Raw genomic sequence first — 26,794 nt, 5'->3', positions numbered from 1 at the left:
GCCGTCCGCCGAAGCGGTGGCGGGGGACCCGAACGGGGCCGGGGCGGCGGGATCCGACCGCCCGACCTGACGGGCAGTCGGATCGCGGCGCAGGCGCGTCACCTGCTCGGATCTCGCCACGGCCACCTGCTCGCCCCCCCCGAACAGGCCGCCCGAATCCTCGGAGCGGGGGCCGGTTGCGACCTCTTGTGAGCCAGTCAGGTGGTTCCCCCGCGATTCGCGCGGCGGCCTCCCGTGAATTCGCCGTTCGGTGCCATCTGATGAGCGGCGTCTCACCAGTATGACAATCATCTCGCCTAGAAGGAGTTCCTCGTGACTCTGTCCAGCACCCTCCGTCAGACCGGCATCCGCGCCGGTGCCACCGCGGCCGCGGCGACCGCCATCGCCGGCGTCGCCCTCGTCGGCGCCCCGGCCGCCTACGCCGCCCCCGGCGACAGCGGCGACCTCAACGTTCGTTCCGCGGGCTGGCATTCGCGCGGCCAGGACGGTGTCGAGGTCTGTGCCTTCACCCTCGTCGCGAGCAACTTCGAGTCCTTCCCGGCGGTGCCCTGGACGATCACCGAGCAGCCGCCGACCGTGCCGCCCGGCGACACGCTCGTCAGCACGCTGCCCCTCGTGAACGGCGCCGCCCGCAGCGAGCGTTACCTCCTTCCGGAGGGCACGTACCAGCTCGTCTGGACGGTCCCGTCCGGCCCCAAGAACAGGACCTTCAAGATCGACTGTGACGGCCGCGCCGCGGGTCAGGGCGGTCCGAACCGCCCGGCCCGCCCGAGCGGCAGCCCCGCCGCGGAGATCAACGCCGGATCCGGCAGCGACAACGGATCCGGCAGCAACTCCGGTTCCGGCTACCAGCAGCCGTCGGGCGCCGTCCCGGCCGGCGGCGGCGGTGTCCCGGACCTGGAGACGCTCAGCGCCGAGGAGGACTCGTCCTTCGGCACGGCCGCCGCGCTGACCGCCGGCGCCGTGGGTGTCGCGGCGCTGGTCGTGGCCCGCCGGTCCGCGGTCCGCCGTGCCCGCGACAAGGCCTAGTCAGTACCGCCGACGCACACGGCGGCGGGGGCCGAGTCGAGCGTGCCGGCTCACGATGACCCTCTCGGTGACGTTCGCGTCGCTGGCGGGCCTCGTGTCGGCCTGCTCGGACCCGACCGAGGAACTCGGCCCCCCGGCCGTCGCCGTCCGCGCGGACGATGCCGCGGGCGGCGGCAAACCGCCGGCCCGGCCGGCCGTGCACGAGCCGCTGCCGCGCTCGAAGCCGGTCAAGGTCGCCGTTCCCGCCCTGTTCATCGAGGCACCCGTCACGGGCCTCCGCCTCGACGGGCAGGGCCGGCTGGGCGCACCACCGCTGAGCAAGCCGATGACGGCGGGCTGGCACCAGACGGGACCGTCTCCCGGCGAAGCCGGAACGGCCGTCCTCGTCGGACATCGTGACACCCTCACCGGACCCGCGCTCTTCCTCAACCTCAAGGCGCTGCGTCGGGGCGACACGGTGAGGATCACCCGCGCCGACCACCGGGCCGCCGAGTTCACCGTGGACGAGGTGAACACGTATGCCAAAGAGGCCTTCCCCGACCGCAAGGTGTACGGATCCACCGGCCGTCCGGAACTCCGGCTCATCACGTGCGGCGGCCGCTTCGACAAGCGCCACGGCTACGCCGCCAACGTCATCGTCTTCGCCCACCTGACCGCGGTGCAGAGTCGGGCCACCTGAGCAAGATGTGTCCCGCGCTCCCGGCGGAGCGCGGAGCAGCCCCTCCCGGATTCCGTCCCCGACGTGTGTCGGTGGGGACACCACCGGGTGGGGCTGAACCGCGTTCGGGCGGCTGGTGGGTGCCTGCGACCTCCGGGCCGTGCTCCCGGTCTCGTACTCCTCGGATCACCCGCGGCCCGGTCACGCGTCCCCCGGCTCCGCCGCGGCGGGTCAGAGGCGCAGGATGACCAGCGCGGTGTCGTCGGTGGCGCCGCCCGCCGGGAGCAGTTCCAGCAGCAGGGCGTCGGCGAGACGTTCGGGATCCGCCGCCCGGTGCCGGGTGAGGGCGTCGGCCAGACGGCCGAGACCGACGTCGATGTCCTCGCGGCGGCGCTCGATCAGACCGTCGGTGTAGAGGACGAGCGTGTCGCCCTCGGCGAACGCGGCGGAGGACTCGGGCCGGGGGACGTGCTCGGGGCGGGCGCCGAGCGGAGGGTCGGTGGCCCGGTCGAGGAACTCGACGGTGCCGTGCCGTCCACACGGAGCGCGCGTACCCGCGCCCGTCCGGGCGGCATGGAACGACCTCCGGCGGTAAGTCGCAGTCCATGAAGGCAACGACGAAGCCCGAGCCGGGGCACCCGCGGCCCGCCGACGGAGACTGCGCCACCGCGGGGCCGTCCGACCAGGTCGCGGAGCGGGCGCCCGACAGGCCCTCCCAGCTGGCGGGGGACTCCTGGAAGGCCGTACTGCGGGGCGTCGTCAGGGAGTTCGGGAAGGACGAGCTGACCGACCGCGCGGCGGCGCTCACCTACTACGGCATCCTGGCGATCTTCCCCGCCCTCCTCGCCCTCGTGAGCCTCCTGGGCATCGCCGGGGAGTCGGCCACCCGGGAGGTGCTCGACAACCTCCGGAGGCTCGCACCCGGCCCCGCGCGCGATGTGATCACGGACGCGGTGGAGCAGCTTCAGGGGAACAGCGGCCTGGGCTCGGTCACGGCGCTCGTCGGACTGGTCCTCGCCGTCTGGTCCGCCTCGGGGTACATCGGCGCGTTCATCCGGGCGTCGAACGCCGTCTACGACATGCCGGAGGGCCGACCGGTGTGGAAGGTCCTCCCGCTGCGCCTCGGCCTGACGGTGGCGCTCATGCTCCTGCTCGTCGCCAGCGCGCTCATCGTCGTCTTCACCGGCGGTCTGGCGCAGCAGGCGGGCGACTCCCTCGGGATCGGCGCCACCACGATGACGGTGTGGTCGATCGCGAAGTGGCCGGTGCTGGTGCTCCTCGTCACCGCGATGATCGCCCTGCTGTACTGGGCCGCACCGAACACGAAGGGCCGCGGCTTCCAGTGGATCAGCCCCGGTAGCCTCCTCGCGCTCGTCCTCTGGATGATCGCCTCCGCGGGCTTCGCCTTCTACGTCGCGAACTTCGGCTCGTACAACAAGACGTACGGCGCCGTGGCCGGCGTGATCGTCTTCCTCGTCTGGCTGTGGATCACCAACCTGGCCGTTCTCCTGGGCCTGGAGTTCGACGCCGAGATGAGTCGCCAGCGCGCCATCGCGGGCGGCCACCCCCGTGACGAGGAGCCCTACGTCGCACCCAGGGACACCCGGGCGTGGACGGACGAGGACTGCCCCGACCCGGAGCGGACGGCTGGGGACGGGACGGGTCAGCCGGGGCGGAGCGACGTGACCTCGTAGAAGACCGCCGAGCCGGGGGAGACGCCGCGGCAGGTCAGCCGGTGCGGCGGTGCGCGATGCGCCCGGATCTCGACCTCGAAGGCGGACAGCCCGGCGAGCCGGCCCGCGACGTGGATGCGCCAGCGGTTCTCGTCGCGGACCGTCTCCTCGATCACGTAGTCGTGCCGTCCCGACGGACCCGTGTGGTGGAGCACCGCGGACAGGGCGGCCTGCTGGGGCGGGACCAGGTCGGTGTATCCGCGCAGATGGTCGGGGCGGATGCGGTCCATCAGGTGTTCCTCGACCACCGTGACCGCCGAACGGGCGTCGAGACCGCCGTAGTAGACGCCGTCGGGCGCGACGAGGACGTTCGCGGCGAACCGGTCGCCCCCCACGTGCGTGCACTCCCACACCGACTGCGGCCAGACCTCGCTCAACGCACCCGCCACCGGACGGCCACGGACGGCGCAGCACGGATCGTGGGGGCCGTGGGTGCAGACGAGGACGACGGGAGGATGGCCCGGATCGCCCGGCCCTCCCAGCGCGGTGACCACGTCCCCCAGGTCCCGGTCGTGGTGCCAGGTGCCCCACGCCTGCCGGTGCGCGCCCGCACCGTCGTACCGGAGGACCGCCCACCGCGGGGGCACGTCCGGCCGGCTGCGCCCGTGACGCCTGATCAGCAGCACACGGGCGCGCTCCGCCCGCGCCGCCGCGAACACCCGCGCCTTCACCTCGGGCTCGATGCCGAGGCCGTCGAAACCGTTCGGCGGCCAGCCCGCCCGGTACTCGATGAGGACCCAGGCCGAACCGTACGGCGCCGTGCCCGCCATCGGGTCGCCCCGCAGGCGGGCGGCGTCGGCGCAGAAGAACCGGGCCGGCGTCGTCATCGGGCCCGTCTCATGAGGCGGCGGGCACCAGCACGCCCGCGCGGAGCAGCCGCTCGGCGAAGGGGAGACCGAGGGCGCCGGCACGGTGGGTGCCGCCGTCGAGTATCCGGAGCACCGATGCGAGGTCCCGCTCCGGGAAGTCGAGCCACCCGACCCGGGTGGCGAGACGCCGACCCAGCAGCCTGGCGTCCAGCGCCGCACGCAGCCGCACCGGGGTGTCGGGCGCGAGACCCTGGAGAGCACCGAGCTGCGCCAGCGGTCCCAGGGGGGCCGGGCGCGCCTGGCCGCGACGGGTCGCGTGGAACAGGGGAGTGGGGTCGGCCTCGTCGAGCGCCGCGGCGAGACGTCGCCGTACGAAGGACAGCGCCTCGCCCGGGCCTTCCACGCCCAGCGGAAGGGAGCCGCGCATCTCCGGGTCCTCCCGCAACAACGCCAGTGCGGCCTGAGCGAGTTGCTCCGCCAGCGCGTGCCGCGTCCACGTGTGGACGCCGAGCGTCAGATGGATGGACACCTCACCCAGCGCTTCGGCGGCGTGCAGCCAGCCGCGCGGCAGGTAGAGGACGTCACCGGGTTCGAGCACCGTGTCGAGATACGCCTCTCCGAGCGCGGCCTCGGCGACCGCGGCGCGATGGGCGGTCCACGGCTGGTCCCGCAGCGGATCGGGGTGCACCGGTTCGTGGACGATCCACCGCTTGCCGCCGGTCACCTGGAGGACGAACACGTCGTGGACGTCGTAGTGGTCGTCGAAGCCGCGGTTCTGCGGAGGCGTGACGTAGGCGTTGGCCTGCACGGGGTGGCCCAGCTCCGTACCGAGCCGGGAGGCGAACTCCGTGACCGGCTGCCAGGTCCGCTGCAGTGCCTGGAGGACCAGCGTGCTGCCGTCGGCGAAGCTCCGCCAGAGGGCCGTGTCGTCCAGCTGGTCCGCAACGGACGCGCCGACGCCTCCCGGGGACGTGTACGACGACTCGGGGGCCGTCGTGCCGCCCTTGGCGACACGGAGGAACGGGGTGCGCAGCCCGCGCCGGGACACCAGCTCGTCCACGGCGGCGGCCGAGAACAGATCCGAGAAGTCACCGGCTCTTCGGGTCAGCAGGGGAGTGCGCCCCCAGACGTCCCGGGCGAACTCCTCGCGCCCGATGCCGATCAGACGCGACTCCAGGACACGCCCGCCGGAATCCGCGGTCGTGTCCCGAAGCGTCGTGGGGACGGTGCTCAAACGCCGCCGCCGGTCCTGCCGGCACCGCCGTCGGCTCCTCCGTCGGCGCCGCCGTCGCCACCTCCGTCGGCTCCACCGTCGGCCCCGCCGTCGTGGACACCGGGCTTGCCGGCCGCGCCGCCGTCCGCCGGCCCTTCGGCGCCGCTGTCGGCTCCTCCGTCGGCTCCTCCGTCAGCGCCGCCGTCGGCCCCGCTGTCCGCGCCTCCGTCGGCTCCGCCGTCGTGCACGCCGGGCTTGCCGGCCGCGCCGCCGTCCGCCGGACCTTCGGCGCCGCTGTCCGCGCCGCCGTCGGCACCTCCGTCGGCGCCCCCGTCGTGGACGCCGGGCGTACCGACGGCGCCGCCGTCCGCCGGACCTTCCTGCTGGTTCGGGTCCTGCTCGGCGTGCGCCATGGTTCCTCCTGAGGAAGGGGACGATCGGTGAGGGGCGGGTCCGGATCCGGACCCTCTGTCCACGCTCACCCACCCAGGTGGGAGCGGCAACCGGAGCGGCCGTCCGGGCGACCCGGGCGGCGGGCGGCGGAGACGTGGTGAGGGCCGCCGACGGCGTGCGCAGGGCCACCGAAGCCGCGGCGAGCCGCCGTGCGCGCGCCGAGCGGTGGCCGCTCCTGCCCACGACAGGCAGACGCCGGCCCTCGGGTTGCGGCATGATCGCGGGCATGCTGATCGCTCATGAGGGTCGCTCCCCGTCCGTCCACCCCACGGCCTACGTCGCTCCGACCGCCACGCTGTGCGGAGACGTGCGCGTGGGGGCGGGCTGCCGGGTGCTGTTCGGCGCGGTGCTGACCGCCGAGGGGGGACCGGTGGAGCTGGGGGGGTGCAGCATCGTCATGGAGAACGCGGTCCTGCGCGGGACCCGGCGCGATCCGCTGACCGTGGGACGCCAGGTCCTGGTGGGCCCCACGTCCTACCTGAGCGGCTGCCGGGTCGAGGACGAGGTGTTCCTGGCCACCGGAAGCCGTGTCTTCAACGGGGCCCGGATCGGTGTCCGCTCCGAGGTGCGGATCAACGGCATCGTGCATCTGCGCACCGTCCTGCCCGCCGACTCCCTGGTCCCGATCGGCTGGGTCGCCGTCGGCGATCCGGCGCGCATCCTCCCGCCGGGGGAGCACGACGAGATCTGGTCGGTGCAGAAGGAACTGGACTTCCCCGGCTACGTCTTCGGCCTGGAGCGCCCGCCCGCCGGCGAGAGCCTCATGCCGGGCATCGCCGACCGCTTCGGCCGCGGCCTGGCCCGCCACCGTGACGACGAACCGGTCTGATCACGACCGGCACGCGCAGCTGCAACCTGCACTGGACGTCGGACACTTCGCCCGGCGCGGCCTCGTGCCAGGCCCCTCGAATCCGGGGCCGTCCCCTTGTGGGAGCCGTGTGAGAGCCTCCGTACGTGAGCTGCAACCTGGCTGTCTGGGACGGCGATCGACCGGCGGACGACGACACCGCGGGCCGGTGGACCCCGGCGGGCCGATAGCCTGCGTCGCATGATGCGTGTGTGGGCTGTGCCGGTACTGCTCGTGCTCTGTGGTTCGGCCGTGGCGACCGGGCTCCTGCGCAAGGAGCGTCCGGGCGAGGCGGTCGCGCTGCTCGTGGTGTTCCTGCTGCTGGCCGCGACGAACTCTCCCGTGTTCTTCCCGAGGTCGCTCACCGCCCCGGAGGCGCGGCGCCGCAGCGCGGAGGACGGCCGGCCGATCGTCTACTGGAGGCCGGGCTGCGCGTTCTGCATGCGGCTGCGCATGCGGTTGGGGCGCAGCGCCCGGAAGATGCACTGGGTGAACATCTGGCGTGACGCGGCGGGCGCGGCGGAGGTGCGGGCGGCCAACGACGGCAACGAGACGGTGCCGACCGTCGTCATCGGCGGTCGGCCCTACACCAATCCCGACCCCGCCTGGGTACGGGACCAGCTCGGTCGTTCCCGCTGACCGGCCGCGCCACCGTGCCGCCGCGACCGTGGAGGACATGCGTGAGGTGGACGTCGGCGTGACACCGGCCTTGGACGTACTCCCCGCGATCCGGTGCCGTCGATGTCCGGGTCAGGTCGTGGGCTCGGCCGAGAGGGCCGCGGCCACGGCGAAGAGGCGCGTGCAGCGCCGGGTCATGGCCTCCGGCGTCTCCTCGGGGTGCTTGACCCACCAGCGGACGAGGGTGCCCACGAGATCCGTCCAGACGTGCCGGAGCGCGTCCGCGTCCAGGGGGTCGGTGGAGCCGGAGGCGCGCAGCAGCTCGGCGGTGCCGTCGGCCGCGAGGGCGTCGACGGCGGCCCAGTAGGCGCCCGCCGCCCGGGCGGCCTCCCCGCCGGGCGGCAGGGTGCGGTCGTAGAGCACGAACCAGGCCTCCCGGCATCCTTCCAGCGCGGTGAAGAGCGCGCGGAGCACCCGCAGGGGTGTGCCGGGGGTCGCGGCCGCCTCGCCGATCGCCGTACGCATCGTGTCGAGGAGCTCGTCGCCGATCGGCGTCAGGCAGGCGACGTACAGGTCCTCCTTGGTGCCGAAGTACTGGTGCAGCAGCGTCTTGGTGACGCCGACGCGTTCCGCGACGACGGCCAGGGAGGCCGCGGCGAAACCGCGGTGCGCGAACTCCTGCGTGGCGGCCTCCAGCATCTGCTGCCGACGCAGGTGCCGGGGGACGCCCTTGGTGCCCGCCTTCGATCGAGGGGTTGCCATGCGCGGATATTATCAGTAAGTAATTTACCCGTTGGTAAATTCACTCGCGGCCCCTGGAGCGCCCCATGCCCGGCACGACGACGCAGTCGACCCCCTCCGCCCCCGTCCGCTCCTGGTGGGGCTGGGGATGGGAGGGTGCCCACCCGGACGACGCCGAGTGCACGGCGATGGGCGCCCTGCTGCCCGGGACCCTCGCCCGTCCGCTGCCCGTTCCCCGCGTCGCCGATCTGGGCATCGGGGCCCCCGCCGTCCGACCCCCCGCGAGCCTGGAGCGGCTGATCGGCACCGACCCGGCCCGGCGCGCGGCTCACGCCATGGGCAAGGCCTACCGGGACGTCGCGCGCGCCCTGCGCGGCCGCCCCGGCCGCATCCCCGACCTCGTCGCGTTCCCCACCCGGGACCGGGAGGTGACCGACCTCCTGCACTGGGCCGGCGAGCACGGAGTGGCCGTCGTGCCCTTCGGCGGGGGATCCTCCGTGGTCGGCGGCGTCGAGTACCGCGGCGACCGCCACCGCGCGGTGCTCTCCCTCGACCTGACGAGGATGAACCGGGTGCTGGAGGTCGACTCCGAAGGCAGGGCCGCCCGCATCCAGGCGGGCACGCTCGGACCCGGCCTGGAGGACCAGCTGCGGCCGCACGGCCTGACGCTCCGGCACTTCCCGCAGAGCTTCGAGTTCTCCACCCTCGGCGGCTGGCTCGCGACCCGGGCCGGAGGCCACTACGCCACCGGCCGTACGCACATCGACGACTTCGTCCAGTCGATGCGGGTCGTCACCCCCGCCGGCACCTCGGAGTCCTGGCGGCTGCCCGCCTCGGGCGCGGGCCCCTCGCCGGACCGCCTGTTCCTCGGCTCCGAGGGCACGCTCGGCATCATCACCGAGGCCTGGGTACGACTCCAGGCCCGCCCGGTCCACAAGGCGTCCGCCTCGCTCGCCTTCACCGACTTCGGCGCCGCGCTGGAGGCCGTACGCGCCCTGGCGCAGTCCGATCTCGCCCCCGCCAACTGCCGGCTCCTCGACTCCGGCGAGGCCGCGCTCGCGGGCGCCGCGAAGGACGGCTCGTCCGTCCTCGTCCTGGGCTTCGAGTCCGCCGACGCCCCGGTCGACTCCCGGCTCGCCCAGGCCGTCGACCTGGCCCGCTCCCACGGCGGGCGGCACGAGCCGCCCGCGGCCCGAGGAGAAGGCGCCCGCGGAGACGAGGCGGTGAGCGCCTGGCGGTCGGCGTTCCTGCGCATGCCCTACCTGCGGGACGGCCTCGCACGGATGGGAGCCGTCGCCGAAACCTTCGAGACGGCCGCCACCTGGGACCGCGTCCCCGCCCTCGTCGAGGACGTCCGCAGGACGGTCGGCGAGGCGGCGCTCAAGATCTCGGGACACCCGGCCACCGTCAACTGCCGCCTCACGCACGTGTACCCCGACGGGGCGGCGCCCTACTTCACCGTGCTCGCCGCGGGGCGCCCCGGGGACGAGGTCGCGTTCTGGGACGAGCTGAAGACCGTGGCGGGCGAGGTGCTCCGGCGGCACCGGGCCACCATCACCCACCACCACGCCGTCGGCCGCGACCACCGGCCCGGCTACGACCGCCAGCGCCCGGAACCGTTCGCCCTGGCCCTGCGCGCCGCGAAGGGGGCGCTCGACCCGCACGGCATCCTGAACCCGGGGGTGCTGGTGGACTGAGGCGCGGCCCTCGCCCCGCGTACCGGCACCGCCCCGCCCCCACGAGGCGCCGGCGGCCGGTCCGGGGGACAATGGCCCTGATGATGACTGTGCTGATCGCAGGCCTGCCCGAGGGCGACGAGCTGGAGACGGTGCGTGCCCGGGTCCACTCCAGCCCGCACTTCCGCATCGTCGCGCACGCCTTCGAACCCCACGTCGCGTTGGCACAGGCCCGTGTGCTGCTGCCCGACATCGCGGTGATCACCCGGCACCTGCCCCGTCCCGAGGCCGACCTCGCCCGCTACCGCCTCCTGCGGGACCTGCGCGCCTTCGACCCGCCCACCGGGATCGTCCTGCGCCGGGACGCCGGCGAACCCGACCGCCCGCTGGGACCGGGAGCCGAGCCCGTCGACGGAGCGATCCACGAGATCCGCCGCGGGGAGACCGACGCCCTCTGGGACGCGCTGGTCACCATCGGCCGCCGCCGCGCGAGCTGCGACACCGACCCGACGGGACTCTGAACCGCTTCAGGACGGCCGCCGCGGCGCCACGACCGGGACGCGCAGCGGCGCGCGGAACGAGAGCAGCCCCAGGGGCGGCGCGTGGGCCGCGTCGTGCGCGAGCCGGACGGACGGGAGGTGGCGGGCGGCCGCCCGGAGGGCCACGGCCGCCTCCGTGCGCGCCAGGGAGGCCCCCGGGCAGCGGTGGCGCCCCACACCGAAGGCGAGGTGGTGGCGGACGTCGGCCCGGCCGGGGATCATCCGACCGGGGTCGGTGAAGACGTCGGGATCGGATCCGCTGCCCATGAGCATCAGCAGGAGACCGGCACCGGCGGGGAGCGCGACCCCGCCGAGCTCCACGGGGCGGGCGGTGACCCGGCGCCACGAGGTGACCGGCGGCTCCCTCCGCAGGACCTCCTCGACCCACTCCTCGGCCAGGCCCGCCTGCCCGGCCGCCCGCGGCCACAGTCCCGGTTCGGCAAGGGCGCGGCGCAGGACGGTGGAGATGAGCTGGCCGGTGGTGGACTGCCCGGCGACGAAGACGAAGAAGCACGCGCTGACCGCCGTCCGCGGGTCGAGCAGACCGCCGTCGGGCAGGCGGTGGCGGGCCAGCGCCCCGACGAAACCATCCGCGGATGTGGACCCGTCGCCGACGAGTTCCGTGAGCCAGGTGTGGAACTCCGCCACGAGATCGGCCAGTTCGAGCTGACGATCCGCCGAGGGGCGCCCCCAGAAGAGTTCGAGCGAGGCGTCGCTCCACCGGACCAGAGTGTCCGCGTCAAGCCCTTCGACGCCGAGAAGCTCCATCATCACCCGACAGGGCAGGGTGTGCGCGAACGCCCGGAAGAGGTCGCTCGTCCCGGTGGCGTCGAGCTCCGCCCGGACCGTGCCGAGCAGCTCGTCGGCGATCCGCTCGATCACCGGGACCGCGGCCTCCACCCGGCGGGCGTTGAAGAACCGCGTGACGGCGCGGCGAAGCCCGGGATGAGTGTCGGTCGCGTTGTTGGCGAGGGCGGGACCCAGCCGGAAGCCCGCTCGCGCGAGGCGGCGCAACGCCGGCACGCCGAGCGGCGTGACCGCGTGCTGGGCGTTGTCGGGGAGGAACGCCGCCGGCTCGAGCAGGACCCGCCGGATGTCCTCGTACCGGCTCACGAGCCAGAGCCCGGTGGCGGCGTCCCGGTACACCGGGGCTTCGGACCGCAGGCGGTCCAGCCAGGGGTACGGGTCCTGGACGAAGCCCTCGCCGAACAGGTCGAGCAGCTCCAGCGGATCCTCCGGGCCGGACGGCGGCGCCGCGTGAGCGGAGGGGCAGGTGCCGACCGTGCCCCGAGGGGCCGTGGCGGCGCGGGAGGCGGTGGTCACGGTGGCGGACGCTAGCACGCGAACGGGTACGTACCGGTCGGCCTGTGCTCCGCGTCACCCGACACCGGCGTCGTGCGGGACGCGGACCCGATGTCGGGTAGCCGTAGCCGTAGCCGTAGCCGTAGCCGTAGCCGCCGAGGCGCTCGCGCGTCGCCGTCCGCCTCGACGGCGTCGCACCGCGCGGCCCGCCGCCCCGCCGCCCCGATGCCCGATCCGCCCGCTCCCTCAGTCCGTCTGCGCCGTGCTCACGGTCGCCAGGCGGCGGTTGTACTGGATCACTTCATACGTCTGGGCGCCGGTGACCACGGCTTCGGGCCGTGAGGGCGTGGCCGGGAAGAAGTCGTCCGCCCTCACCGGCGCGGCGGCGGCCACGTACGCCTGCCCCCGGGGGAACGCGTACATGGAGAACGGCGTCTGCTCCGACGCGGGCAGACCCCGCGGGTACTCCGCGGCACGCGGGTAGGCCGTGGTGTACACGGAGACCGACGTCGCCGCGCCCCCGGGACGGACGATCCGGGCCTGCGGAGCCGGACGGGTGTTCACTCCCCCCGGGTTGTGGATCCAGCCCTTCCGCCCGCCGAACCAGATCGCCGTCCAGTCCCCGCGCACCTCGGCGACCACGAACTCCTGCCCCCACATCGCGGTGGAACCCCAGTCGTCGATCCGGTCGCTTCCCGCCGACCCGTCCGGGCGCAGAGCGAGGTCGGGGACGAGCGGAGCGCCGACGCGCGGCTCGGTGCGCACGTAGACGAAGTTCGACGGCTGCGTACGGGTCCGGCAGGTCGGGGCACACACCGTCACCGTCTGCGCGTTCTCGGCGTAGGCCGGGGCGATGGCGACCGCCTGGCCCACGACGAGGGGACCGGCCGTACCCGTACGCTCGGCCGCGCGCTCCCGAGGGGTACCGGCGTGGAGGAGGGACATGAACCTCTCCCAGTCCCAGTAGGGGCCCGGGTCCCAGTGCGCGTCCGGCGCGCGGGACGGCCTCGGCGGCATGACGTTGTCGTGCCCGATGACGTGCTGCCGGTCGAGCGGAACCCCGAACCGCTGCGCCAGGTAGACGACCAGCTCGGCCGTCGCCTCGTACTGGGCCGGGGTGAACCAGGTGGGCCCCTGGGCGGCGTACCCCTCCAGCTCGATGCCGATCCCGTGCAGGTTGGTCCAGTAGTTGCCGGCGTGGAAGGCGATGTCCTTGGTGGCGACCATCTGTGTGGCCGCGCTGCCGTCCGCCTTCAGCACATAGTGGGCGGACGCCCCGCTGGCGGGATCCTGGAACCAGCTGACTCCGCCGTCGTAGGACCCTTCGAGGTCGTGGATGACGATGAAGTCGACGTCCAGACCGTTCGAGTTCCGCCTCGACACCTGGTAGTTCGAGGCGGCGGCGGGTACGAAACGGCAGTTCAGCGTGCGAGGGCACTCCGACACCGCCGCGTCCGACGTCCGCAGGCCGAGCGACGCGAGCTGCGACCTGGCCGGACGCACCGACGGGGACTTCGCGAGAGACACCTTCTGGCCGTCCGCGCGCACCCGCTCCTTCCCCTCGCGGATCACCGCGAACACTCCGTCGGCGAACCGTTCGGCCGTGGCCGTGTCGGCCGCCTGGCTGTAGTGCGCCACGGCCCCGTACCAGTCGCCGGGGTCGGCCGACGCGGTAGCGGTGACCCGCCGCTGGTACGAGGCGAGCAGAGCGGCGCCTCCGCGGAGGTTCTGCCGCTCGTCCCGCTTGAGGGTGGCGGGCGCGACGCCGATCAGCGCCGCGGCGGCCTGCACCGTGTGCTCCGAGGGGTCGTCGGTGCCCGTGGAATCCACCGGCCCTTCGCCCGGACGATGCGCGTACCCGTGCCCCGACGTCGTGTCGGTCAGATGCATCGGACCGTAGCCCCCCTTGGTGCTCGGCCGGCCGTCGTGGTGCTCCCACCACGAGGACTCGTGGCTGACGCCGAGCAGTACCGCCTCCGGTACCCCGAACTCCGCCGCGGCCTGCTCCGCCGCCCGCTCGAAACGCCCCGTCGTCGTGCCGGAGGGCTGGGCGGTCCCGGCGGTGGCACACCCCCACACGAGGGCCGCCGCGACGCTCGCGGCGCCGGCGCTCCGGCGCGGCCTGAGTCTCCTGGTCACACCATGTCCAATCCGCCGTGGGGGTACGGGTACGGGTACGGCCGGCGAGCGGCCATGACGACCCTTCGTGACGACGGCCCCCAGCTCCCCCCGACACGCCCGTCCCGCCCCGCCCCGTCACCGCACCGGCGCAGCGATCCCGTGCAGGGGGCTCGGGAGGCGTCCGCGGGCGGCGCGGACGCGGCGGGCGGCGCCCGGCGACTCGGCCTCGGCGTGTCCCTCGGGTCGGCCTGTCCGAGGACTGTTTGAATCCCGGCATGACCAAGCGTGACGACGAGGCTCTGTTCGGTAACCGGTTCCTGACCGTGCCCGCCCCCTCGGAGACCTTCCCCGCCGAGGGAATGTCCGCGACGGACGCGATGCGGCTCGTGGACGTCGACCTCGCCATGGAGGGCGATCCGCAACGCAATCTCGCCACCTTCGTCACGACGTGGATGGAGCCGGAAGCGCAGCGGCTCATCGCCGAGAACCTCCACCGCAACTTCATCGACCATGCCGAGTACCCCATCTCCGCCGAGATCGAGCAGCGCTGCGTGCGCATGCTCGCCGATCTCTTCCACGCGCCGGGCGCCACCACCGGCTGCCGTACCCAGGGCTCGTCCGAGGCGATCATGCTCGGAGGGCTGTCGCTCAAGTGGAAGTGGCGTGAGCGCCGCCAGGCGGCGAACCGGCCGACCGACCGGCCCAATCTGGTCTTCGGCGGTGACGTCCACGTCGTCTGGGAGAAGTTCTGCCGCTACTTCGACGTCGAACCGCGGATCGTGCCGCTCGCCGAGGGCAAGTACACGATCGGTCCCGAGGACGTCGAACCCCGTCTCGACGAGAACACGATCGGCGTCGTCGCCGTGCTCGGCACCACCTTCACGGGCCACAAGGACGATGTCGTCGGGATCGACGAACTCCTCCGGGGCGTCCGGGAGAAGCGGGACCTCGACATTCCCATCCACGTGGACGGCGCCAGCGGTGCCTTCGTGTGGCCGTTCCTCTACCCGGATTCCCCGTGGGACTTCCGCCTCGAACAGGTCCGCTCGATCAACGTCTCGGGCCATAAGTACGGCCTGGTCTACCCCGGCATCGGCTGGCTGATCTTCCGTGAGGAGACGGACCTCTCCAAGGACCTCGTGTTCTACGAGAACTACCTGGGAAAGACCGACTCGACGTTCACCCTGAACTTCTCCACGGGGGCGTCGATGGTGCTCGCGCAGTACTACAACTTCGTACGGCTCGGCCGCCAGGGCTACACCTACGTCATGAAGGTGATGCAGGAGAACGCGCGCGTCCTGGCGGACAACCTGCGAGCCGGCGGACGCTTCGAGGTCATCGGAGCCGATCTCGAACAGTTGCCCCTCGTGGCCTTCCGGCTCTCCGGCCGGCACGCGTACGACGAGTCCGACATCGCCTGGCAGCTCTCCGCCGAACGCGGCTGGATGGTCCCGGCGTACACGCTCCCTCCTGACGCCGAGCGCGTGAAGATCCTGCGGGCCCTGGTCAAGGAGACCCTCAGCCGCGAGCAGGTCGACCGGCTGAGCCAGGACATCGCCGACGCCTGCCGCACCCTGGACGAGAAGGGCGCGGCCCACGAGGCGGAGCGAGCCCAGGTCAAGCGCGGCACCGGATACTGACAGGCCCTCGGCCGCCCTCCGCGCGGGTCGAGCCGGGAACGACCGGGCGCCGAGGGCGGGATGCCGCGCCCGCGCCGGCACGGTCCGACGGGACCGGGCGTCTCCCCGGGGTCCGCCTGTGAAAGGCTTGCACCCCGTGCACCCACCGGGCTCGGCAGCGTGAACGGTCCACGGTGCGACGGGTCCGCTCCCGCGCGGGAGGCCCGGACGCCCCGCTCGGGCCGGCCGCCGACGAGCTCGGCGCACCGCCCCGCCGTGGCGGGGACGACCGCACCACCGCACGGCAAGACCCCGGAAAGCAGACGATGTCCGACCCGATACCAGGACCTCCCCACCACGCCCATCGGCCGTGGCCGCCCCCCGCGCAGGTCCCGCACCCCTGGCCCGGTCCGCCGCCCGGCTGGGGCCCTCCGGCTCCGCCGCCGCGAGCGCCCGGGCCGGTCGCGGCGCCGCCGGGGAGCGCGTACCACGAGCAGGCACGCAACGGACGACAGCGCGCCTGGGCGCGGGTCGGGGAGTTCTGCCTGGTGCTCGCGCTGATGGTGGCCGCGATGATCGGCGTGTTCGTCGTGGCGGCCGTCGTCGGCGCCGTGGCGGGGCTCCGATGGGCGCCCGCCGACAGCGACGAGATCTTCGCCGATCCGCTGCTCGACAACGCGGTCCTGCTGGTGAGCCTGGCCCTCTGGATTCCCGCCGTGCTGGTCGGCGTGCGCGTGTGCGGGAAGCGGCCCGCCGGAACGCTCGCGTCCGTCGCCGGACGCCTCCGGTGGGGATGGCTGGGACGGTGCCTGGGCCTGGCCGCGGTGGTCCTCGTCGTCCAGAACCTCCTGCTGGTCGCCTGGAGTCTGTACGCGGACGGTTCGGAGGCGGTGACGGGCAAGACCCCCGGTTGGGCCGAACTCGCTCTGAGCCTGCTCGTGCTGTGGGCGCTCGTGCCGTTCCAGGCCGCCGCCGAGGAGTTCGTCTTCCGCGGCTGGCTGGTCCAGTTCGCCGGCGGAATCCTCCGCACCCCCTGGCCGGGCATCGCCGTCTCCTCCGTGCTGTTCGCCCTCGCCCACGGGTACGGACAGCTCTCGGGGTTCCTGCTCCTGTGCTACTCGGCTGCCTGGTGGGCCTGGCTGACGGTGCGTACCGGGGGACTGGAGGCGGTCATCGCGGTGCACACGGTAAACAACCTGATCGCCTTCTCGCTCTCCGCCGTCTTCGGGGAGCTGTCCGACGACAGCACCGCGGCCGACGCGCCCTGGGAGGCCCTGGTCAGCGAGCTGGTGTTCGCTCCGGTGTTCTGTCTGCTGGCCGCCCGACTCGCCGCGCGGCGCGGCATCCCCGCACGGACACCGGGCCTCCCCGCCGGAGAGAGCGCGCCCGCGGTCGACGGGAAGCACCAGGGCTGACGCGGTGCGCCGTCCCCGGCGAGTGGACGCGGACGCCGGGCCCGATGCGGCGGCCGCCGCGTTCATCCCGCCGTTGGGGCGACGCCGGCACTCGACCGGTCGAGTGCCGGTCCGACATGGGGGCAGCGGGCGGCCTGCGTCAGCGCGGGAATCCGCATCCGTCGCAGGAGGTCCCGGGTGCCGCGCTGGTGGAGCGTGCTGTGCCACGCCAGCCCGGGGTGGCGGGAACGCAGGTGCGACAGCGCACGTGTGCCGAGACCGGTGCTGCGGAAGCGGTCGTGGATGACGAGGTCGGTGATGACCCCCTGGGCGCAGGGGACGCAGATCCGGTACTGGACCTCGCCGACGACCTGGCGGATGTGGACGAGGAGCAGGCGCTCCTCGCCGAGGTCGGGGCCGGGGGCGGGATCGGGATCGTGCGGGACGTGCGTGGACAGGAAGTCGATGGCGCGGTAGGCGAGGATCCGACGGTGGAGGCGGCCGGTGAGGCGCCCGCGGCGCGAGTGCTTGGCTCCGGTGCCACCGGACGGCTGGGTCGTCACGGGGGAGGCGGAACCGAACAGGCCGCTGCCGGCGGGACGCGCGTGTTGTCCGTGCATGACTCCCGTGTGCCCCGGCCGCGGACGGATACCCGCGCCGGGATGCCGCGGAAGGGTGCCCACCCCTCAGCCTGCCCTGGGAGCGGCCGCGCGGGCCCTGACGGCGGGTACGGGATGCGGGCCTGCGGACGCGACCGTGCCGACCCCGGGGGACGTGGGGCCGGCACGGTCACGAACGGTGGCGCCGGTGCGGACGTGGGCGGTGCTCTTCACGCGATGCCGCGCCGAGCGCCGGCGTCGGTTCCGGCGGCTCAGCCGGGCCAGGTGCCGGTGAGACGCCGGGTCGTCGCCGCTCCCGCCCGGTCGACGGCGGCCTTGACCACGGCGAAGATCGCTCCCTGGAGAGCCGCCGCTATCAGGACCTCCTTCCAGGTGCGGTGCTCGTCGGTCGCGTTGGGCGCGTCGTCCTGGTGACCGATCAGCTTCCACGCCTGCTTGAAGGCCGCACCCGCGATCAGGCCGCTCCCGGCGCCGAGCGCCAGGCCGACGGGCTTGTAGGCGATCTTCGACGCCTTCATCGGCGCCGCCGGGTGCGACGCAGGAGCAGGAAGACGACGAGCGCGGCTGCCGCGGCGACCAGCGGGGTGCGGTTGGCGCGCGCCACGACGACGGCCTGATCGGCCTTCTCGCGGACCTGGTCCGGTGTCTTGTCGGCCGCGAGCTGCCCGGCCCGGGCGGCGGAGTGCCGTACCTGCGCAGCGGCGTGTGCGGCCTTGTCGAGGACCGGATCGGGCGTGCTGTCCTTGACCAGCCGGCCGGCCTGCGAGGCCTTCTCCCGCAGCCGGTCGGTCACGACCGCCGCCTTCTCGGCGGCCTGCTCCTGGAGGGCGGCCGCCTTCTCCTTCGCCTGGGCCTTCACGTCCGCCTTGGCGGCCAGGGCCTCGACCGTCCGACCCAGTTCCTCGCGGGTGTGCTCGACCTGCCTGCGGAGGTTCTCGGGAGTGGGCGAGGGGTGCTGGTCGCCGTGTGAGGGGGTGTTCATCGGTGTGCTGCCTCCTTGATCTCGGCCACGTCGGCCTTGACGCTGTCGATCGTCTGCTCCGGCGCGGGCTTGCCCGCCTTGGCGATCTGGCTCCGGCCGGCCGCGGCCATCGCGGCCGCGACGGCCGCGAGCAGGGCGGCGGTGATCAGGGCGGACGCCCAGAGCGGCAGGAGCAGGGCGAGGGCGGCGATGACGGCGGCGACCGCGGCCTGGGCGGCGAGGATGCCGACCAGCCCCGCCCCGCCGAACAGCCCGCCGCCCATGCCGATCCGTTTGCCCTTCTGGACCATCTCCGCCCGGGCCAGCTCCATCTCCTCGCGGACCAGGGTGGACATCTGCTCCGAGGCCCGGGCCACGAGGTCGCCGACCGGTTCATCGGTGGCGCGGCCCGGGGAATGTCCCACAGTGCTCATGCTTGCTCTCCTTGCTTCCCGCTCCTGCGACGTGCGCGCCGGCTGCGCGTACCGCCGTCCCGTCCGCCGTTGCCGTGCCGCGCCGGGTGGGCGGGGGCCGGTGGACCGCGACGCGGTGGACGGACGAGGGTGGTCCGCACCACGAGTCGAGCGGCCATGGCGGCCCCTTCGGCGAGTTCGCAGCTGCCGTCAAGGCGCGCCTACCCCATGAGAGGCGGACCACCCACCCGGCTGCGGACCGTCGCGGACCGCGTCGGCACACGACGCGGAGTTCCGCCTGATGCCGGCTGTCGAAGGTCCCGCGGATCGGCCGTTGTCGGTGCTCGGTGTTAGCGTCGCGACCATGGCTGACCGTTCGTACCTCTACTCCGCAGACACGCTGCCGACCGGGACCGAGGTCCCCCGGCAGATCCGCTGCATATCCGAGCACAACGGGGACGTCCCCCTCGCGCACAAGCTGATGGTGGGACGCGGCACGACCGTGGTTCCGTCCATGATCTGGAACCCTCCGATCGGCATCGCCGGGGACTACGCCGAGGGCGCTGCCCTGCTCCGCGATCTCCTGCACGCCGTGGGCAAGGGCCTGGAGGACGACGCGGAGTTCGCCGCGTGCGTCGCCCGGACCACGGCCCACCTGGAGAAGCAGCAGGCGCGGTACTTCGTCCTGGAGACCGGGGAGATCGTCTCGATGACCGGGGACGACCCGGTGGCCGAGGTGCGCGAGCTGGTCTCCGTCGACATCCCGCACGCCGTCGCCCAGGCGGAGGCGGCCGTCTCCGGCGAGAACGACGCGTGGCTGGTGTCGCTCCGGGCCGACTGGGAGCGGCACTTCGGCTCCTTCTACAGCGAGGCGCTCTACTTCTCCTTCTCCTCCTGAAGCGAGCGTGCTGCGCGGCGGAGCCGGGCTCCCGCCCCGGTGGTCCGGCGCGGCCCGCGGTAGGTTCCGGGCCATGACCGCACCCGGAAGCTCCGCCTGGCCGCCCGCCCCGATGTCCACCGAGCGGCTCGTGCTCCGCGAGAGCGAGGACCGGGACCGTCCGGCCTTCGTCGAGTTGTTCGCGTCGCCGGAGGTGGGCGCCTACCTCGGGGGCGCCCAGCCACGCCACCGTCTCGAGCGCTCCATGCCCGAGGTTCCCGGTCGGCGCACCGGCTGTTTCGTGGTCGAACACGCCGGAGCGATGGTCGGCATGATCACGCTCGACCCGCGCGGTGCCGAGCGTCGTGGGCACGTGCGCCCCGAGGCGGGCGAGGCCGAACTCGGTTATCTGTTCCTGCCGGAGGCGTGGAATCGCGGTTTCGCCTTCGAGGCGTGCACGGCGGTCCTCGACTGGTTCACCCGCGCGCGTCCCGGCGAGCCCGTGGTGCTGTCCACCCAGAGCGCCAACGTCCCGGCGATGCGGCTCGCAGCGCGCCTGGGCTTCACCGAGGTCGAGCGGTTCGAGGAGTACGGAGCCGACCAGTGGTTCGGCGTCCGCGCCCCCACCGCACCGGCCGCGTAGAGGCGTCCCCCCGGGGCTGGACGCCCGACACGCTCCCCGCAGCAGGACGCGGCCCCGCCTGCAGCGCAGCAGCAGGCGGGGCCGTAGCGGATCCCCCGACGGGGGTGGCGGGGAGGCCGTGCGGACAGCATGCACCTGAATCCAGCCATGGGATAGATGAGTGGCGAAATTCGTATGGCTGGCGATGCCAGACCCTTCGTGCCCCCGGGGGGTCGTCACGCCCGGGTCCGTCTTGCCCACCTCGGCGAGCGGCCTCGGGCGGGCTGCGAAAGGTGACGCTCGGGCGACCGCCGGGACCGCCGGCACCACGATGACCGCCCTCCCCGTCAGGCGCGATAGCGTTCCCTCATGGGTGTGTACATGGTGAGTCTCGGTGCCGAGGACTGGTTCGGCACCGGGGAGGACGGGTGGGCCGAGGTCGCCTCGGCTCTCGACGCCGAGCTCGTACGGCGAGGCCTGCCGCCGTACGAGGACGTGCCCCCGGCGACGCGCTTCGTGCGCGGATCCGGGCTGACCTTCGAGGAGAAGCTCGCCCGGCCCATGCACGGGTTCACCGCCCTGGGCGAGGGGCGGTTGACGCCGGAGGAGTGGGAGACCCTCTGCGGCTGGTCCGTCCTCGTGCCCGTCTCGCTCGACGAGGAGATCCGGATGCCCGTCGAATCCACCGACTTCGACTCCATGATCGCCGGCGCCCCTCAGGTAAGGGCGATCGCCGAGAAACTGGCGGAGGCCGTCGCTCTGCCTCCCGAAGTCCCGGCGACCTGCGACAACCTCGACCTCAGCACATGGTTCGATCGGCACGCGGCCACCCTGGCCGGCACGCGGCCGGGCCCGTGGAGCGAGGACCTGGACGCGGCCTTCTACGTCGCGCTCTTCCTGCGCGCGGCCCAGCACTCCATCCGGCGTGGCTGCCCCATGATCTGCAGGTGAGTGCGACCCCGCTCCGACGGCGTCCGGCCCGCCGTCCTCAGGGGCGGCCGCGCCACTGAAGGACCTTGAGCGCGGCGCCCACCTCGATCGTGTGCTCGGCGAGGGGCCGCGGCAGAAGCCGGTCCGCGCGGGCGAGACGCCGGAGGAGCGTGTTGCGGTGCGTGAAGAGGCGGGCGGCGGCGCGGGTGGCGTTGCACTGCTCCTCGATGAAGACGCGGAGCGTGTCGACGAGTTCCGGGGCCGCGGACTCCAACCCGCCGAGCGTCCGCGCCACGAAGCGGTCGGCGCGCTCGGGGTCGCTGGTGAGCAGGGCGACGAGCTCCACCTCGTGGTGGAAGGCCAGCCGGGTGGGCGAGGTCAGACGCGCCAGCATCTGCTGGGTGGTCAGGGCGTCAAGATGGCTGCGGCGGAAGCCGTCCACCCCCGCGGAGGTGGAGCCGAGCGCGACGCGTACGTCCGGCAGGTGGTCCAGTGCGGCGCGCGCCGCGTCTCCGTCGGGCCGGCCGTGGACCCACAGCCAGCGCGTGGCGGCACCGGCGATGACGCTGAGGGGCCGCAGCTGACCGGCCGCCTCGGCCAGGGCGTCGGCCGCGCGGTCGAGTTGGCCCAGATCGGCGTCGGGCACGTCCGTCCAGACGATCGCGGCGGTGTGCGTCGGCTGCAGCCGGTAGCCCAGCCGGCTCTCCGCCCGCTGCCGCGTGATCGGCGCCCCCTCCAGCAGGAGCGTGACGGTCTCGCGCCGTTCGGCGTGGGTGCCCCGGGTGAGCTCGTCCCGCTCGGCGCTCATCCGCGCCGAGACCGTGCGCACGGTGTCGTCGACGAAGGCCGCGATGGAGCGCAGCGACACGTCGAGCAGTTCGCGCAGTTCCTCCGGATCACTGGTGAGCGTGCAGGCGATCTGCGTCCACATCCGCACGGCGACGCTCTCGCCGACCCGGTAGGCGTCCAGGGCCGACTCGTCCAGCCCGCGGCGGATCATGTCCCGGGCGACGGCCAGCGGCTCGTCCGTGTCGTTGGCCGGGACCGGCTCGCCCGGCGCGCGGACGTTGGACGCGGCCCAGAACAGCAGGTTGGAGCGGTTGGTGAGACGGGTCCCCGCCGCCAGGACGGGATCGGCCGCGATCTGCCCCCTGGCCGCGCCGGACAGGGTCGCCGCGTCGAGCTCGGCGAGCCAGTCGGGGGAAGGGGTGAGTGCGATCTCGGCACCCCGACGGATCAGTTCCCGGATGCGCGGGGAGGGCGACGGCCACGGCATCCGGTCATCGTAACGGTGCAGATCGTCACTCCGCCCCCCTCTCGTGGTGCACTTTGCACGTTGTCCCGGATCCGCGACGTCAGCAGCATGGACGCAGCCGTCCCTCGACACCGCCCGGAGCCGCCCGTGTCCCCGTCCTCTGCCAGGCCCGCCGCCGAGCACCTCGACGTCCTCATCGTCGGAGCCGGGATCTCGGGCATCGGCGCCGCGCGCTACCTGAAGACCGACCTGCCCGCGAAGAGCTTCGCGATCCTCGAAGCCCGCCAGGCGTCCGGCGGGACCTGGGACCTGTTCCGCTACCCGGGCATCCGGTCCGACTCCGATCTGCACACCTTCGGCTACGAGTTCAAGCCCTGGCGCGACGAGCAGTCCATCGCCGACGCCCCGCGCATCCTCGCCTACCTGCGGCAGGCCGCCGCAGAGAACGGCATCGACGCCCACATCCGCTACCACCGCAAGGTGCTCGGCGCGTCCTGGTCGTCCGACGAGGCGCGCTGGACCGTCGAGGTCGAGCGCACCGACACCGGCGAGCGCACCACGCTGACCTGCGGCTGGCTCTTCTGCGCCGGCGGCTACTACCGCTACGACGAGGGCTTCACCCCCCACTTCGAGGGCCTGGACCGCTTTCCCGGACCCGTCGTCCACCCGCAGCACTGGCCGGCGGACCTGGACCACGCGGGCCGACGCGTCGTGGTGATCGGCAGCGGCGCCACGGCCGTCACCCTCGTGCCGGCGATGGCGGCGTCCGCCGCCCACGTGACCATGCTCCAGCGCACGCCGACCTACGTCGTCCCCGTCCCGCGCGCGGACCTGCTCGCCAACACGTTCAGGAAGTGGCTCGGCGAGCGGCGCGGCTACGCGCTGTCCCGACGCAAGAACATCGCGCAGCAGCGCCTGGTCTGGCGCTTCTGCCAGCGGTTCCCGAAGACGGCGCGGCGAATGATCCGATGGATCAACGCCCGTCTGCTGCCGCCCGGTTATCCCGTCGACGAGCACTTCAACCCACCGTACGACCCCTGGGACCAGAGGCTGTGCGCCGTCCCCGACGGCGACCTCTTCCGTTCGATCCGGGAGGGCCGGGCCTCGGTGGTCACCGACCGGATCGCCCGCTTCACCGAGCGGGGAGTCCTGCTGGAGTCCGGCCGCGAGCTGGAGGCCGACCTGGTCGTCACCGCCACGGGCCTGAACGTACAGGCCTTCGGCGGCATGCGGCTCACCGTCGACGGCCACGAGGTGCGGCTGCCGGACACCCTCGCCTACAAGGGCATGATGCTCTCCGGCGTCCCGAACTTCGCCTTCGCCATCGGCTACACCAACTCCTCCTGGACCCTGAAGATCGGCCTGCTCTGCGAGCACTTCTGCCGGCTCCTGGCCCACATGGACGCCCACGGCCACGACAGCTGCCGGCCCGAGCCCTCGGACCCGGGAATGCCCACCCGCCCGCTCCTGGACTTCGGCGCCGGCTACATCCGACGGGCCGTCGACGCGCTGCCCCGCCAGGGGGACCGGATGCCGTGGCTGACCTCCATGGACTACCGCGACGACGTCAAGCTGCTGCGCTCCGGCTCCATCGCCGACCCGGAGCTCCGCTTCTCCCGAGCCAGGGCCGGAGCCCGTACGAAGGCGACGGCCTGAGCCAGGCGGACCACCCGGTCCGCCCGCTGCCGCGCGAACGGGACGGCCGCAGAGGCCGAGGCGGATCGCACGCCGGGCCACGACCGGTCGCCCGTCCCGGTGCGCCGCGGAAAACCGATGGTCGGGGGCGGAGCGTGCGCGGCAGGATGCTCCGCATGACGCTACCCACCCCCGAACTGCGCACCGACCGCCTGCGCCTGCGGCCTTTCACCGACGCCGATGCCGCCCCGCTGTACGCGCTGCAGAGCGACGCCCACGTGCTGCGCTACTGGGACTCGCCGCCGTGGACCGAACGGGCCGACGCCGAGCGCTTCCTGGCGACCTGCCGGGCGATCGAGAGGGAGGGCGGAGGCGCGCGGGTAGCCGTCGAGCGGGCCTCCGACGGCACGTTCATCGGCTGGTGCGGCCTGACCGGCTGGAACCCCGACTTCCGCAGTGCGTCCCTCGGCTACGCCTTCGAGGCCGCCGCGTGGGGCCACGGCTACGCGACGGAGACCGCGCGGGCCGTGCTGGACTGGGCCTTCGACTCCCTGGACCTGAACCGCGTCCAGTCCGAGACCGACACCCGCAACCTGGCGTCCGCCCGCGTGCTGGAGAAGCTCGGGTTCGTCCGGGAGGGGACCCTCCGGGAGGACTGCGTCGTCAACGGCGACGTCTCCGACTCCTGGGTGTTCGGTCTCCTCCGTCGCGAGTGGCAGGGGACGGCCGGTGGGACCCGGGGCGACGCCGTGCGCCGGGCGTGACGAGGCGGGGACCCGTCGCGCACGTGCGACGGTGACCGCCCCGAGTCCCTGATGCCGGGAGACACCGGTGGACGACAGGTCGACACCTGTCGTCCACCGGGTCGTCCTACTCCGCCGCCAGGCGAGGGGTGCGCGGCGGCACCGTGCGCCGGTCGCCGGTCGCCTCGAAGGCCGCCGCGAGGGCGAGCAGTTCGTTGTCGTCGTACGCGCGACCCGCGAAGGTGAGGCCCACGGGCATGCGGGTGTCGGCCATGGTGCCCATGGGCACGGTGACGGTGGGGATGCCCAGGTGGCGCGGGACGAGGTTGCCGTTGGCGACCCAGACGCCGTTGCGCCAGCCGAGGTCCGCGGACGCGGTGTCGGTGTCCATGTCCGCGGGGCCCACGTCGGCGACCGCGGGGAAGACCACCGCGTCCAGGCCGAGTTCGTCCATCCACTGCTCCAGGTCGACGCGGCGGGTCTCCTCCAGGCCGCGCAGGCCCTGCTCCAGGAGGGGCATGTCGGCCAGGGAGGCGTAGGGGCGTTCGCGGACGAGGCGGGGGTAGTCGCCGATGGTGTCGTCGAAGCCGTCGTAGCGGTCGGGGAGTTCGCCCTCCTGCTTGGGCCAGATGAGGTCGCTGTCGACGTCGGCCAGGGTGGGGAGCGCGGGGTCGCCGTTGGCGCGGAGGAAGTCGTCCCAGGACCAGGCGGACAGGTCCTCGATCTCGAAGGTGAGGTACGGGCGGCTGACGAGGCCGCGGGTGAACAGCGAGGGTGCCCCGGGGCGGTCCGACTCGTAGTTCGAGACGACGGGGAAGTCGACGGCGACGACCTCCGCTCCGGCGGCCTCCAGGTCGCGACGCGCTGCCTCCCACAGGTCGATCACCGACGGACGGGTGTCGACGCGCTGCCCGGTCTGGCCGCCGATGCCGCCGTCGGGGTTGGTGCCGGCCTCGGGGTCGGCGTTGATGTACATCCGGGGGACGCCGACGCGCTTGCCGGCGAGGGCGCCGGCGGCCGCCTGGGCGTCGGCGGGCGCGAGGGCAGGGTAGGAGGCGGGGCGCACCTGCGAGGGCGAGGGCAGCTCGACCCAGGGCTGGGCGCGCCAGAGGTCTCCGCGGGTCTCGGCGTCGTCCGCGACGAGGACGTCGAGCAGTTCGAGCAGGTCCGCCATCGTGCGGGTGTGGGGGACGACGACGTCCATGGTCGGTACGAGGGGCCAGTTGCCGCGGACGGAGATCACGCCGCGGCTGGGGGTGTAGGCGCAGAGCGCGTTGTTGGAGGCGGGCGCGCGGCCCGAGGACCAGGTCTCCTCGCCGAGGCCGAAGGCTCCGAAGGACGCTGCCGTCGCGGTGCCGGAGCCGTTGGAGGAGCCGGAGCCGTAGGCGCTGGTGAGCCAGTCGGCGTTGTAGGGGCTCTCGGCGCGGCCGTACACACCGCGCTGCATGCCGCCGTTCGCCATGGGCGGCATGTTGGTCAGGCCGATGAGGACCGCGCCGCCGGCACGTAGCCGCTCGATGGCGAAGGCGTCCTTCTGGGCGACGAGGTGCTCGAACGCGGGGGAGCCCGACGCGGCGGTGAGCCCCTTGGCGAGGTAGCTGTCCTTGGCCGTGTACGGGATGCCGTCCAGCGGCCCCAGGGTCCGGCCGGCGGCGCGGCGCGCGTCGGAGGCCTCCGCCTCCGCCCGGGCGTCCGGGTTCATGACGACCATCGCGTTCAGGGCGGTGGCCGTGCCCGGCCGGTCGTAGGCGTCGATCCGCGCCAGGTAGGCGTCGAGCAGCTCGACCGCGGTCGTCTCGCCCTTCTGCAGCGCTGCGCGCAGGTCGGCGATGCTGGTCTCCACGACATCGAATCCGCGTGGCATGTGGGTGTCTCCCGGTGGTGAGCAGGGCGCGCGGGCCGTCGGCCGCGGAGGCGCCGGGGCGGCCCGGGACTGGCGGCCGCCGCAGCACTCTCATGTTAACTAGATTTTCAGTCTAGACTAGG

26 protein-coding genes and 1 pseudogene are annotated in these 26,794 nt (G+C 73.6%); 14 read left to right on the top strand and 13 right to left on the bottom strand.

Annotated features, from left to right (window positions below; all coding sequences use genetic code 11):
- Positions 1-312 precede the first annotated feature (312 nt).
- Entirely contained in the window at positions 313-1,029 is a 717-nt protein-coding gene (locus tag ACF09E_RS12880; RefSeq protein WP_392205214.1) for a hypothetical protein, read from the top strand.
- A gap of 55 nt (positions 1,030-1,084) precedes the next feature.
- Positions 1,085-1,708, top strand: a complete 624-nt coding sequence (locus ACF09E_RS12875) for a class F sortase (protein WP_392205213.1) — start codon at positions 1,085-1,087, stop codon at positions 1,706-1,708.
- Positions 1,709-1,918: 210 nt separating this feature from the next.
- On the opposite strand, the pseudogene ACF09E_RS12870 reads toward ACF09E_RS12875, so the two are convergent.
- Positions 1,919-2,257, bottom strand: a pseudogene (locus ACF09E_RS12870) (SpoIIE family protein phosphatase); the annotation flags it as partial.
- 35 nt (positions 2,258-2,292) lie between these two features.
- On the opposite strand from ACF09E_RS12870, the gene ACF09E_RS12865 reads away from it, so the two are divergent.
- Complete coding sequence (locus ACF09E_RS12865) at positions 2,293-3,381, top strand: YihY/virulence factor BrkB family protein (protein ID WP_392205212.1); 1,089 nt, start codon at positions 2,293-2,295, stop codon at positions 3,379-3,381.
- Here ACF09E_RS12865 and ACF09E_RS12860 read toward each other — a convergent pair.
- From ACF09E_RS12860 to ACF09E_RS12850, 3 genes are read right to left on the bottom strand one after another with little or no spacing between them, the layout of a single operon-like run.
- Positions 3,351-4,247 (bottom strand): sucrase ferredoxin, encoded by an 897-nt coding sequence (locus tag ACF09E_RS12860; RefSeq protein WP_392205211.1) that lies wholly within the window; start codon positions 4,245-4,247, stop codon positions 3,351-3,353. The two genes, ACF09E_RS12865 and ACF09E_RS12860, sit on opposite strands and share 31 nt — an antisense overlap.
- Before the next feature lie 10 nt (positions 4,248-4,257).
- Positions 4,258-5,463 carry a cupin domain-containing protein gene (locus ACF09E_RS12855; protein WP_392205210.1) on the bottom strand — a complete coding sequence of 402 codons (1,206 nt, stop codon included), beginning with the start codon at positions 5,461-5,463 and terminating at the stop codon, positions 4,258-4,260.
- Positions 5,460-5,855, bottom strand: coding sequence for a BatC protein (locus ACF09E_RS12850; RefSeq protein WP_392205209.1), 396 nt, complete (start codon positions 5,853-5,855; stop codon positions 5,460-5,462). Before ACF09E_RS12850 ends, ACF09E_RS12855 begins: the two co-directional genes overlap by 4 nt.
- Positions 5,856-6,121: 266 nt before the next feature.
- Here ACF09E_RS12850 and ACF09E_RS12845 point away from each other — a divergent pair, with 266 nt between their 5' ends.
- Positions 6,122-6,724, top strand: a complete 603-nt coding sequence (locus ACF09E_RS12845) for a gamma carbonic anhydrase family protein (protein ID WP_392205208.1) — start codon at positions 6,122-6,124, stop codon at positions 6,722-6,724.
- A 219-nt stretch (positions 6,725-6,943) separates the two neighbouring features.
- Entirely contained in the window at positions 6,944-7,381 is a 438-nt protein-coding gene (locus ACF09E_RS12840) for a glutaredoxin domain-containing protein (protein ID WP_392205207.1), read from the top strand.
- A 111-nt stretch (positions 7,382-7,492) separates the two neighbouring features.
- Here the strand turns inward: ACF09E_RS12840 and ACF09E_RS12835 are convergent, their stop codons facing one another.
- Complete coding sequence (locus tag ACF09E_RS12835) at positions 7,493-8,122, bottom strand: TetR/AcrR family transcriptional regulator (RefSeq protein ID WP_392205206.1); 630 nt, start codon at positions 8,120-8,122, stop codon at positions 7,493-7,495.
- A gap of 65 nt (positions 8,123-8,187) precedes the next feature.
- Between ACF09E_RS12835 and ACF09E_RS12830 the strand changes: the two genes are divergently transcribed.
- A complete protein-coding gene (locus ACF09E_RS12830) occupies positions 8,188-9,798 on the top strand; it encodes an FAD-binding oxidoreductase (protein WP_392205205.1) in 1,611 nt (536 codons plus the stop codon).
- An 80-nt stretch (positions 9,799-9,878) separates the two neighbouring features.
- Positions 9,879-10,298 (top strand): hypothetical protein, encoded by a 420-nt coding sequence (locus tag ACF09E_RS12825; protein WP_392205204.1) that lies wholly within the window; start codon positions 9,879-9,881, stop codon positions 10,296-10,298.
- A 6-nt stretch (positions 10,299-10,304) separates the two neighbouring features.
- Here the strand turns inward: ACF09E_RS12825 and ACF09E_RS12820 are convergent, their stop codons facing one another.
- Complete coding sequence (locus ACF09E_RS12820) at positions 10,305-11,639, bottom strand: cytochrome P450 (protein WP_392205203.1); 1,335 nt, start codon at positions 11,637-11,639, stop codon at positions 10,305-10,307.
- A gap of 225 nt (positions 11,640-11,864) precedes the next feature.
- Positions 11,865-13,757: an N-acetylmuramoyl-L-alanine amidase gene (locus tag ACF09E_RS12815; RefSeq protein WP_392205202.1), complete on the bottom strand. Its 1,893-nt coding sequence runs from the start codon at positions 13,755-13,757 to the stop codon at positions 11,865-11,867.
- Positions 13,758-14,014: 257 nt separating this feature from the next.
- Here ACF09E_RS12815 and ACF09E_RS12810 point away from each other — a divergent pair, with 257 nt between their 5' ends.
- Both ACF09E_RS12810 and ACF09E_RS12805 read left to right on the top strand, forming a co-directional pair.
- On the top strand, positions 14,015-15,379 hold the full coding sequence (locus ACF09E_RS12810; RefSeq protein WP_392205201.1) for a glutamate decarboxylase: 1,365 nt from the start codon (positions 14,015-14,017) through the stop codon (positions 15,377-15,379).
- Positions 15,380-15,906: 527 nt separating this feature from the next.
- Complete coding sequence (locus tag ACF09E_RS12805) at positions 15,907-16,773, top strand: CPBP family intramembrane glutamic endopeptidase (RefSeq protein ID WP_392205200.1); 867 nt, start codon at positions 15,907-15,909, stop codon at positions 16,771-16,773.
- Between the two features lie 62 nt (positions 16,774-16,835).
- On the opposite strand, the gene ACF09E_RS12800 is transcribed toward ACF09E_RS12805, so the two are convergent.
- From ACF09E_RS12800 to ACF09E_RS12785, 4 genes are all read right to left on the bottom strand, one after another.
- Complete coding sequence (locus ACF09E_RS12800) at positions 16,836-17,372, bottom strand: hypothetical protein (protein ID WP_392205199.1); 537 nt, start codon at positions 17,370-17,372, stop codon at positions 16,836-16,838.
- Between the two features lie 251 nt (positions 17,373-17,623).
- Positions 17,624-17,890, bottom strand: coding sequence for a DUF4235 domain-containing protein (locus tag ACF09E_RS12795; RefSeq protein WP_392205198.1), 267 nt, complete (start codon positions 17,888-17,890; stop codon positions 17,624-17,626).
- Entirely contained in the window at positions 17,887-18,354 is a 468-nt protein-coding gene (locus ACF09E_RS12790; RefSeq protein WP_392205197.1) for a DUF3618 domain-containing protein, read from the bottom strand. The genes ACF09E_RS12795 and ACF09E_RS12790 overlap by 4 nt, the downstream gene beginning before the upstream one ends.
- Entirely contained in the window at positions 18,351-18,767 is a 417-nt protein-coding gene (locus ACF09E_RS12785) for a phage holin family protein (RefSeq protein WP_392205196.1), read from the bottom strand. The genes ACF09E_RS12790 and ACF09E_RS12785 overlap by 4 nt, the downstream gene beginning before the upstream one ends.
- Before the next feature lie 343 nt (positions 18,768-19,110).
- On the opposite strand from ACF09E_RS12785, the gene ACF09E_RS12780 reads away from it, so the two are divergent.
- The 3 genes from ACF09E_RS12780 to ACF09E_RS12770 all read left to right on the top strand — a co-directional run bounded on the left by ACF09E_RS12780 (position 19,111) and on the right by ACF09E_RS12770 (position 21,196).
- Positions 19,111-19,644, top strand: a complete 534-nt coding sequence (locus ACF09E_RS12780; RefSeq protein WP_392205195.1) for a hypothetical protein — start codon at positions 19,111-19,113, stop codon at positions 19,642-19,644.
- Between the two features lie 73 nt (positions 19,645-19,717).
- Positions 19,718-20,266 carry a GNAT family N-acetyltransferase gene (locus ACF09E_RS12775; RefSeq protein ID WP_392205194.1) on the top strand — a complete coding sequence of 183 codons (549 nt, stop codon included), beginning with the start codon at positions 19,718-19,720 and terminating at the stop codon, positions 20,264-20,266.
- A 348-nt stretch (positions 20,267-20,614) separates the two neighbouring features.
- Complete coding sequence (locus ACF09E_RS12770) at positions 20,615-21,196, top strand: hypothetical protein (protein ID WP_392205193.1); 582 nt, start codon at positions 20,615-20,617, stop codon at positions 21,194-21,196.
- A gap of 37 nt (positions 21,197-21,233) precedes the next feature.
- On the opposite strand, the gene ACF09E_RS12765 is transcribed toward ACF09E_RS12770, so the two are convergent.
- Positions 21,234-22,451 carry a PucR family transcriptional regulator gene (locus ACF09E_RS12765; RefSeq protein ID WP_392205192.1) on the bottom strand — a complete coding sequence of 406 codons (1,218 nt, stop codon included), beginning with the start codon at positions 22,449-22,451 and terminating at the stop codon, positions 21,234-21,236.
- A gap of 87 nt (positions 22,452-22,538) precedes the next feature.
- On the opposite strand from ACF09E_RS12765, the gene ACF09E_RS12760 reads away from it, so the two are divergent.
- Positions 22,539-24,086 carry a flavin-containing monooxygenase gene (locus tag ACF09E_RS12760; RefSeq protein ID WP_392205191.1) on the top strand — a complete coding sequence of 516 codons (1,548 nt, stop codon included), beginning with the start codon at positions 22,539-22,541 and terminating at the stop codon, positions 24,084-24,086.
- A gap of 155 nt (positions 24,087-24,241) precedes the next feature.
- The gene (locus tag ACF09E_RS12755; protein ID WP_392205190.1) at positions 24,242-24,829 is read left to right on the top strand and encodes a GNAT family N-acetyltransferase; all 588 of its coding nucleotides are present in this window, start codon (positions 24,242-24,244) and stop codon (positions 24,827-24,829) included.
- Between the two features lie 106 nt (positions 24,830-24,935).
- Here the strand turns inward: ACF09E_RS12755 and ACF09E_RS12750 are convergent, their stop codons facing one another.
- Entirely contained in the window at positions 24,936-26,672 is a 1,737-nt protein-coding gene (locus ACF09E_RS12750) for an amidase (RefSeq protein ID WP_392205189.1), read from the bottom strand.
- Positions 26,673-26,794: the final 122 nt, after the last annotated feature.

Source organism: Streptomyces sp. NPDC014891 (assembly GCF_043081085.1).
Taxonomy (GTDB): domain Bacteria; phylum Actinomycetota; class Actinomycetes; order Streptomycetales; family Streptomycetaceae; genus Streptomyces.
Note: the sequence above shows the minus strand (reverse complement) of the source record. Positions and strands in the feature narration are given on the sequence as shown.

Coding starts and splice junctions, on each gene's coding strand:
- ACF09E_RS12750 (WP_392205189.1), bottom strand. CDS start 26,672: ATGCCACGCGGATTCGATGTCGTGGAGACCAGCATCGCCGACCTGCGC.
- ACF09E_RS12760 (WP_392205191.1), top strand. CDS start 22,539: ATGGACGCAGCCGTCCCTCGACACCGCCCGGAGCCGCCCGTGTCCCCG.
- ACF09E_RS12875 (WP_392205213.1), top strand. CDS start 1,085: ATGACCCTCTCGGTGACGTTCGCGTCGCTGGCGGGCCTCGTGTCGGCC.
- ACF09E_RS12790 (WP_392205197.1), bottom strand. CDS start 18,354: ATGAACACCCCCTCACACGGCGACCAGCACCCCTCGCCCACTCCCGAG.
- ACF09E_RS12800 (WP_392205199.1), bottom strand. CDS start 17,372: ATGCACGGACAACACGCGCGTCCCGCCGGCAGCGGCCTGTTCGGTTCC.
- ACF09E_RS12775 (WP_392205194.1), top strand. CDS start 19,718: ATGACCGCACCCGGAAGCTCCGCCTGGCCGCCCGCCCCGATGTCCACC.
- ACF09E_RS12795 (WP_392205198.1), bottom strand. CDS start 17,890: ATGAAGGCGTCGAAGATCGCCTACAAGCCCGTCGGCCTGGCGCTCGGC.
- ACF09E_RS12785 (WP_392205196.1), bottom strand. CDS start 18,767: ATGAGCACTGTGGGACATTCCCCGGGCCGCGCCACCGATGAACCGGTC.
- ACF09E_RS12810 (WP_392205201.1), top strand. CDS start 14,015: ATGACCAAGCGTGACGACGAGGCTCTGTTCGGTAACCGGTTCCTGACC.
- ACF09E_RS12845 (WP_392205208.1), top strand. CDS start 6,122: ATGCTGATCGCTCATGAGGGTCGCTCCCCGTCCGTCCACCCCACGGCC.
- ACF09E_RS12765 (WP_392205192.1), bottom strand. CDS start 22,451: ATGCCGTGGCCGTCGCCCTCCCCGCGCATCCGGGAACTGATCCGTCGG.
- ACF09E_RS12770 (WP_392205193.1), top strand. CDS start 20,615: ATGGGTGTGTACATGGTGAGTCTCGGTGCCGAGGACTGGTTCGGCACC.
- ACF09E_RS12840 (WP_392205207.1), top strand. CDS start 6,944: ATGATGCGTGTGTGGGCTGTGCCGGTACTGCTCGTGCTCTGTGGTTCG.
- ACF09E_RS12865 (WP_392205212.1), top strand. CDS start 2,293: ATGAAGGCAACGACGAAGCCCGAGCCGGGGCACCCGCGGCCCGCCGAC.
- ACF09E_RS12850 (WP_392205209.1), bottom strand. CDS start 5,855: ATGGCGCACGCCGAGCAGGACCCGAACCAGCAGGAAGGTCCGGCGGAC.
- ACF09E_RS12755 (WP_392205190.1), top strand. CDS start 24,242: ATGACGCTACCCACCCCCGAACTGCGCACCGACCGCCTGCGCCTGCGG.
- ACF09E_RS12780 (WP_392205195.1), top strand. CDS start 19,111: ATGGCTGACCGTTCGTACCTCTACTCCGCAGACACGCTGCCGACCGGG.
- ACF09E_RS12860 (WP_392205211.1), bottom strand. CDS start 4,247: ATGACGACGCCGGCCCGGTTCTTCTGCGCCGACGCCGCCCGCCTGCGG.
- ACF09E_RS12830 (WP_392205205.1), top strand. CDS start 8,188: ATGCCCGGCACGACGACGCAGTCGACCCCCTCCGCCCCCGTCCGCTCC.
- ACF09E_RS12835 (WP_392205206.1), bottom strand. CDS start 8,122: ATGGCAACCCCTCGATCGAAGGCGGGCACCAAGGGCGTCCCCCGGCAC.
- ACF09E_RS12825 (WP_392205204.1), top strand. CDS start 9,879: ATGATGACTGTGCTGATCGCAGGCCTGCCCGAGGGCGACGAGCTGGAG.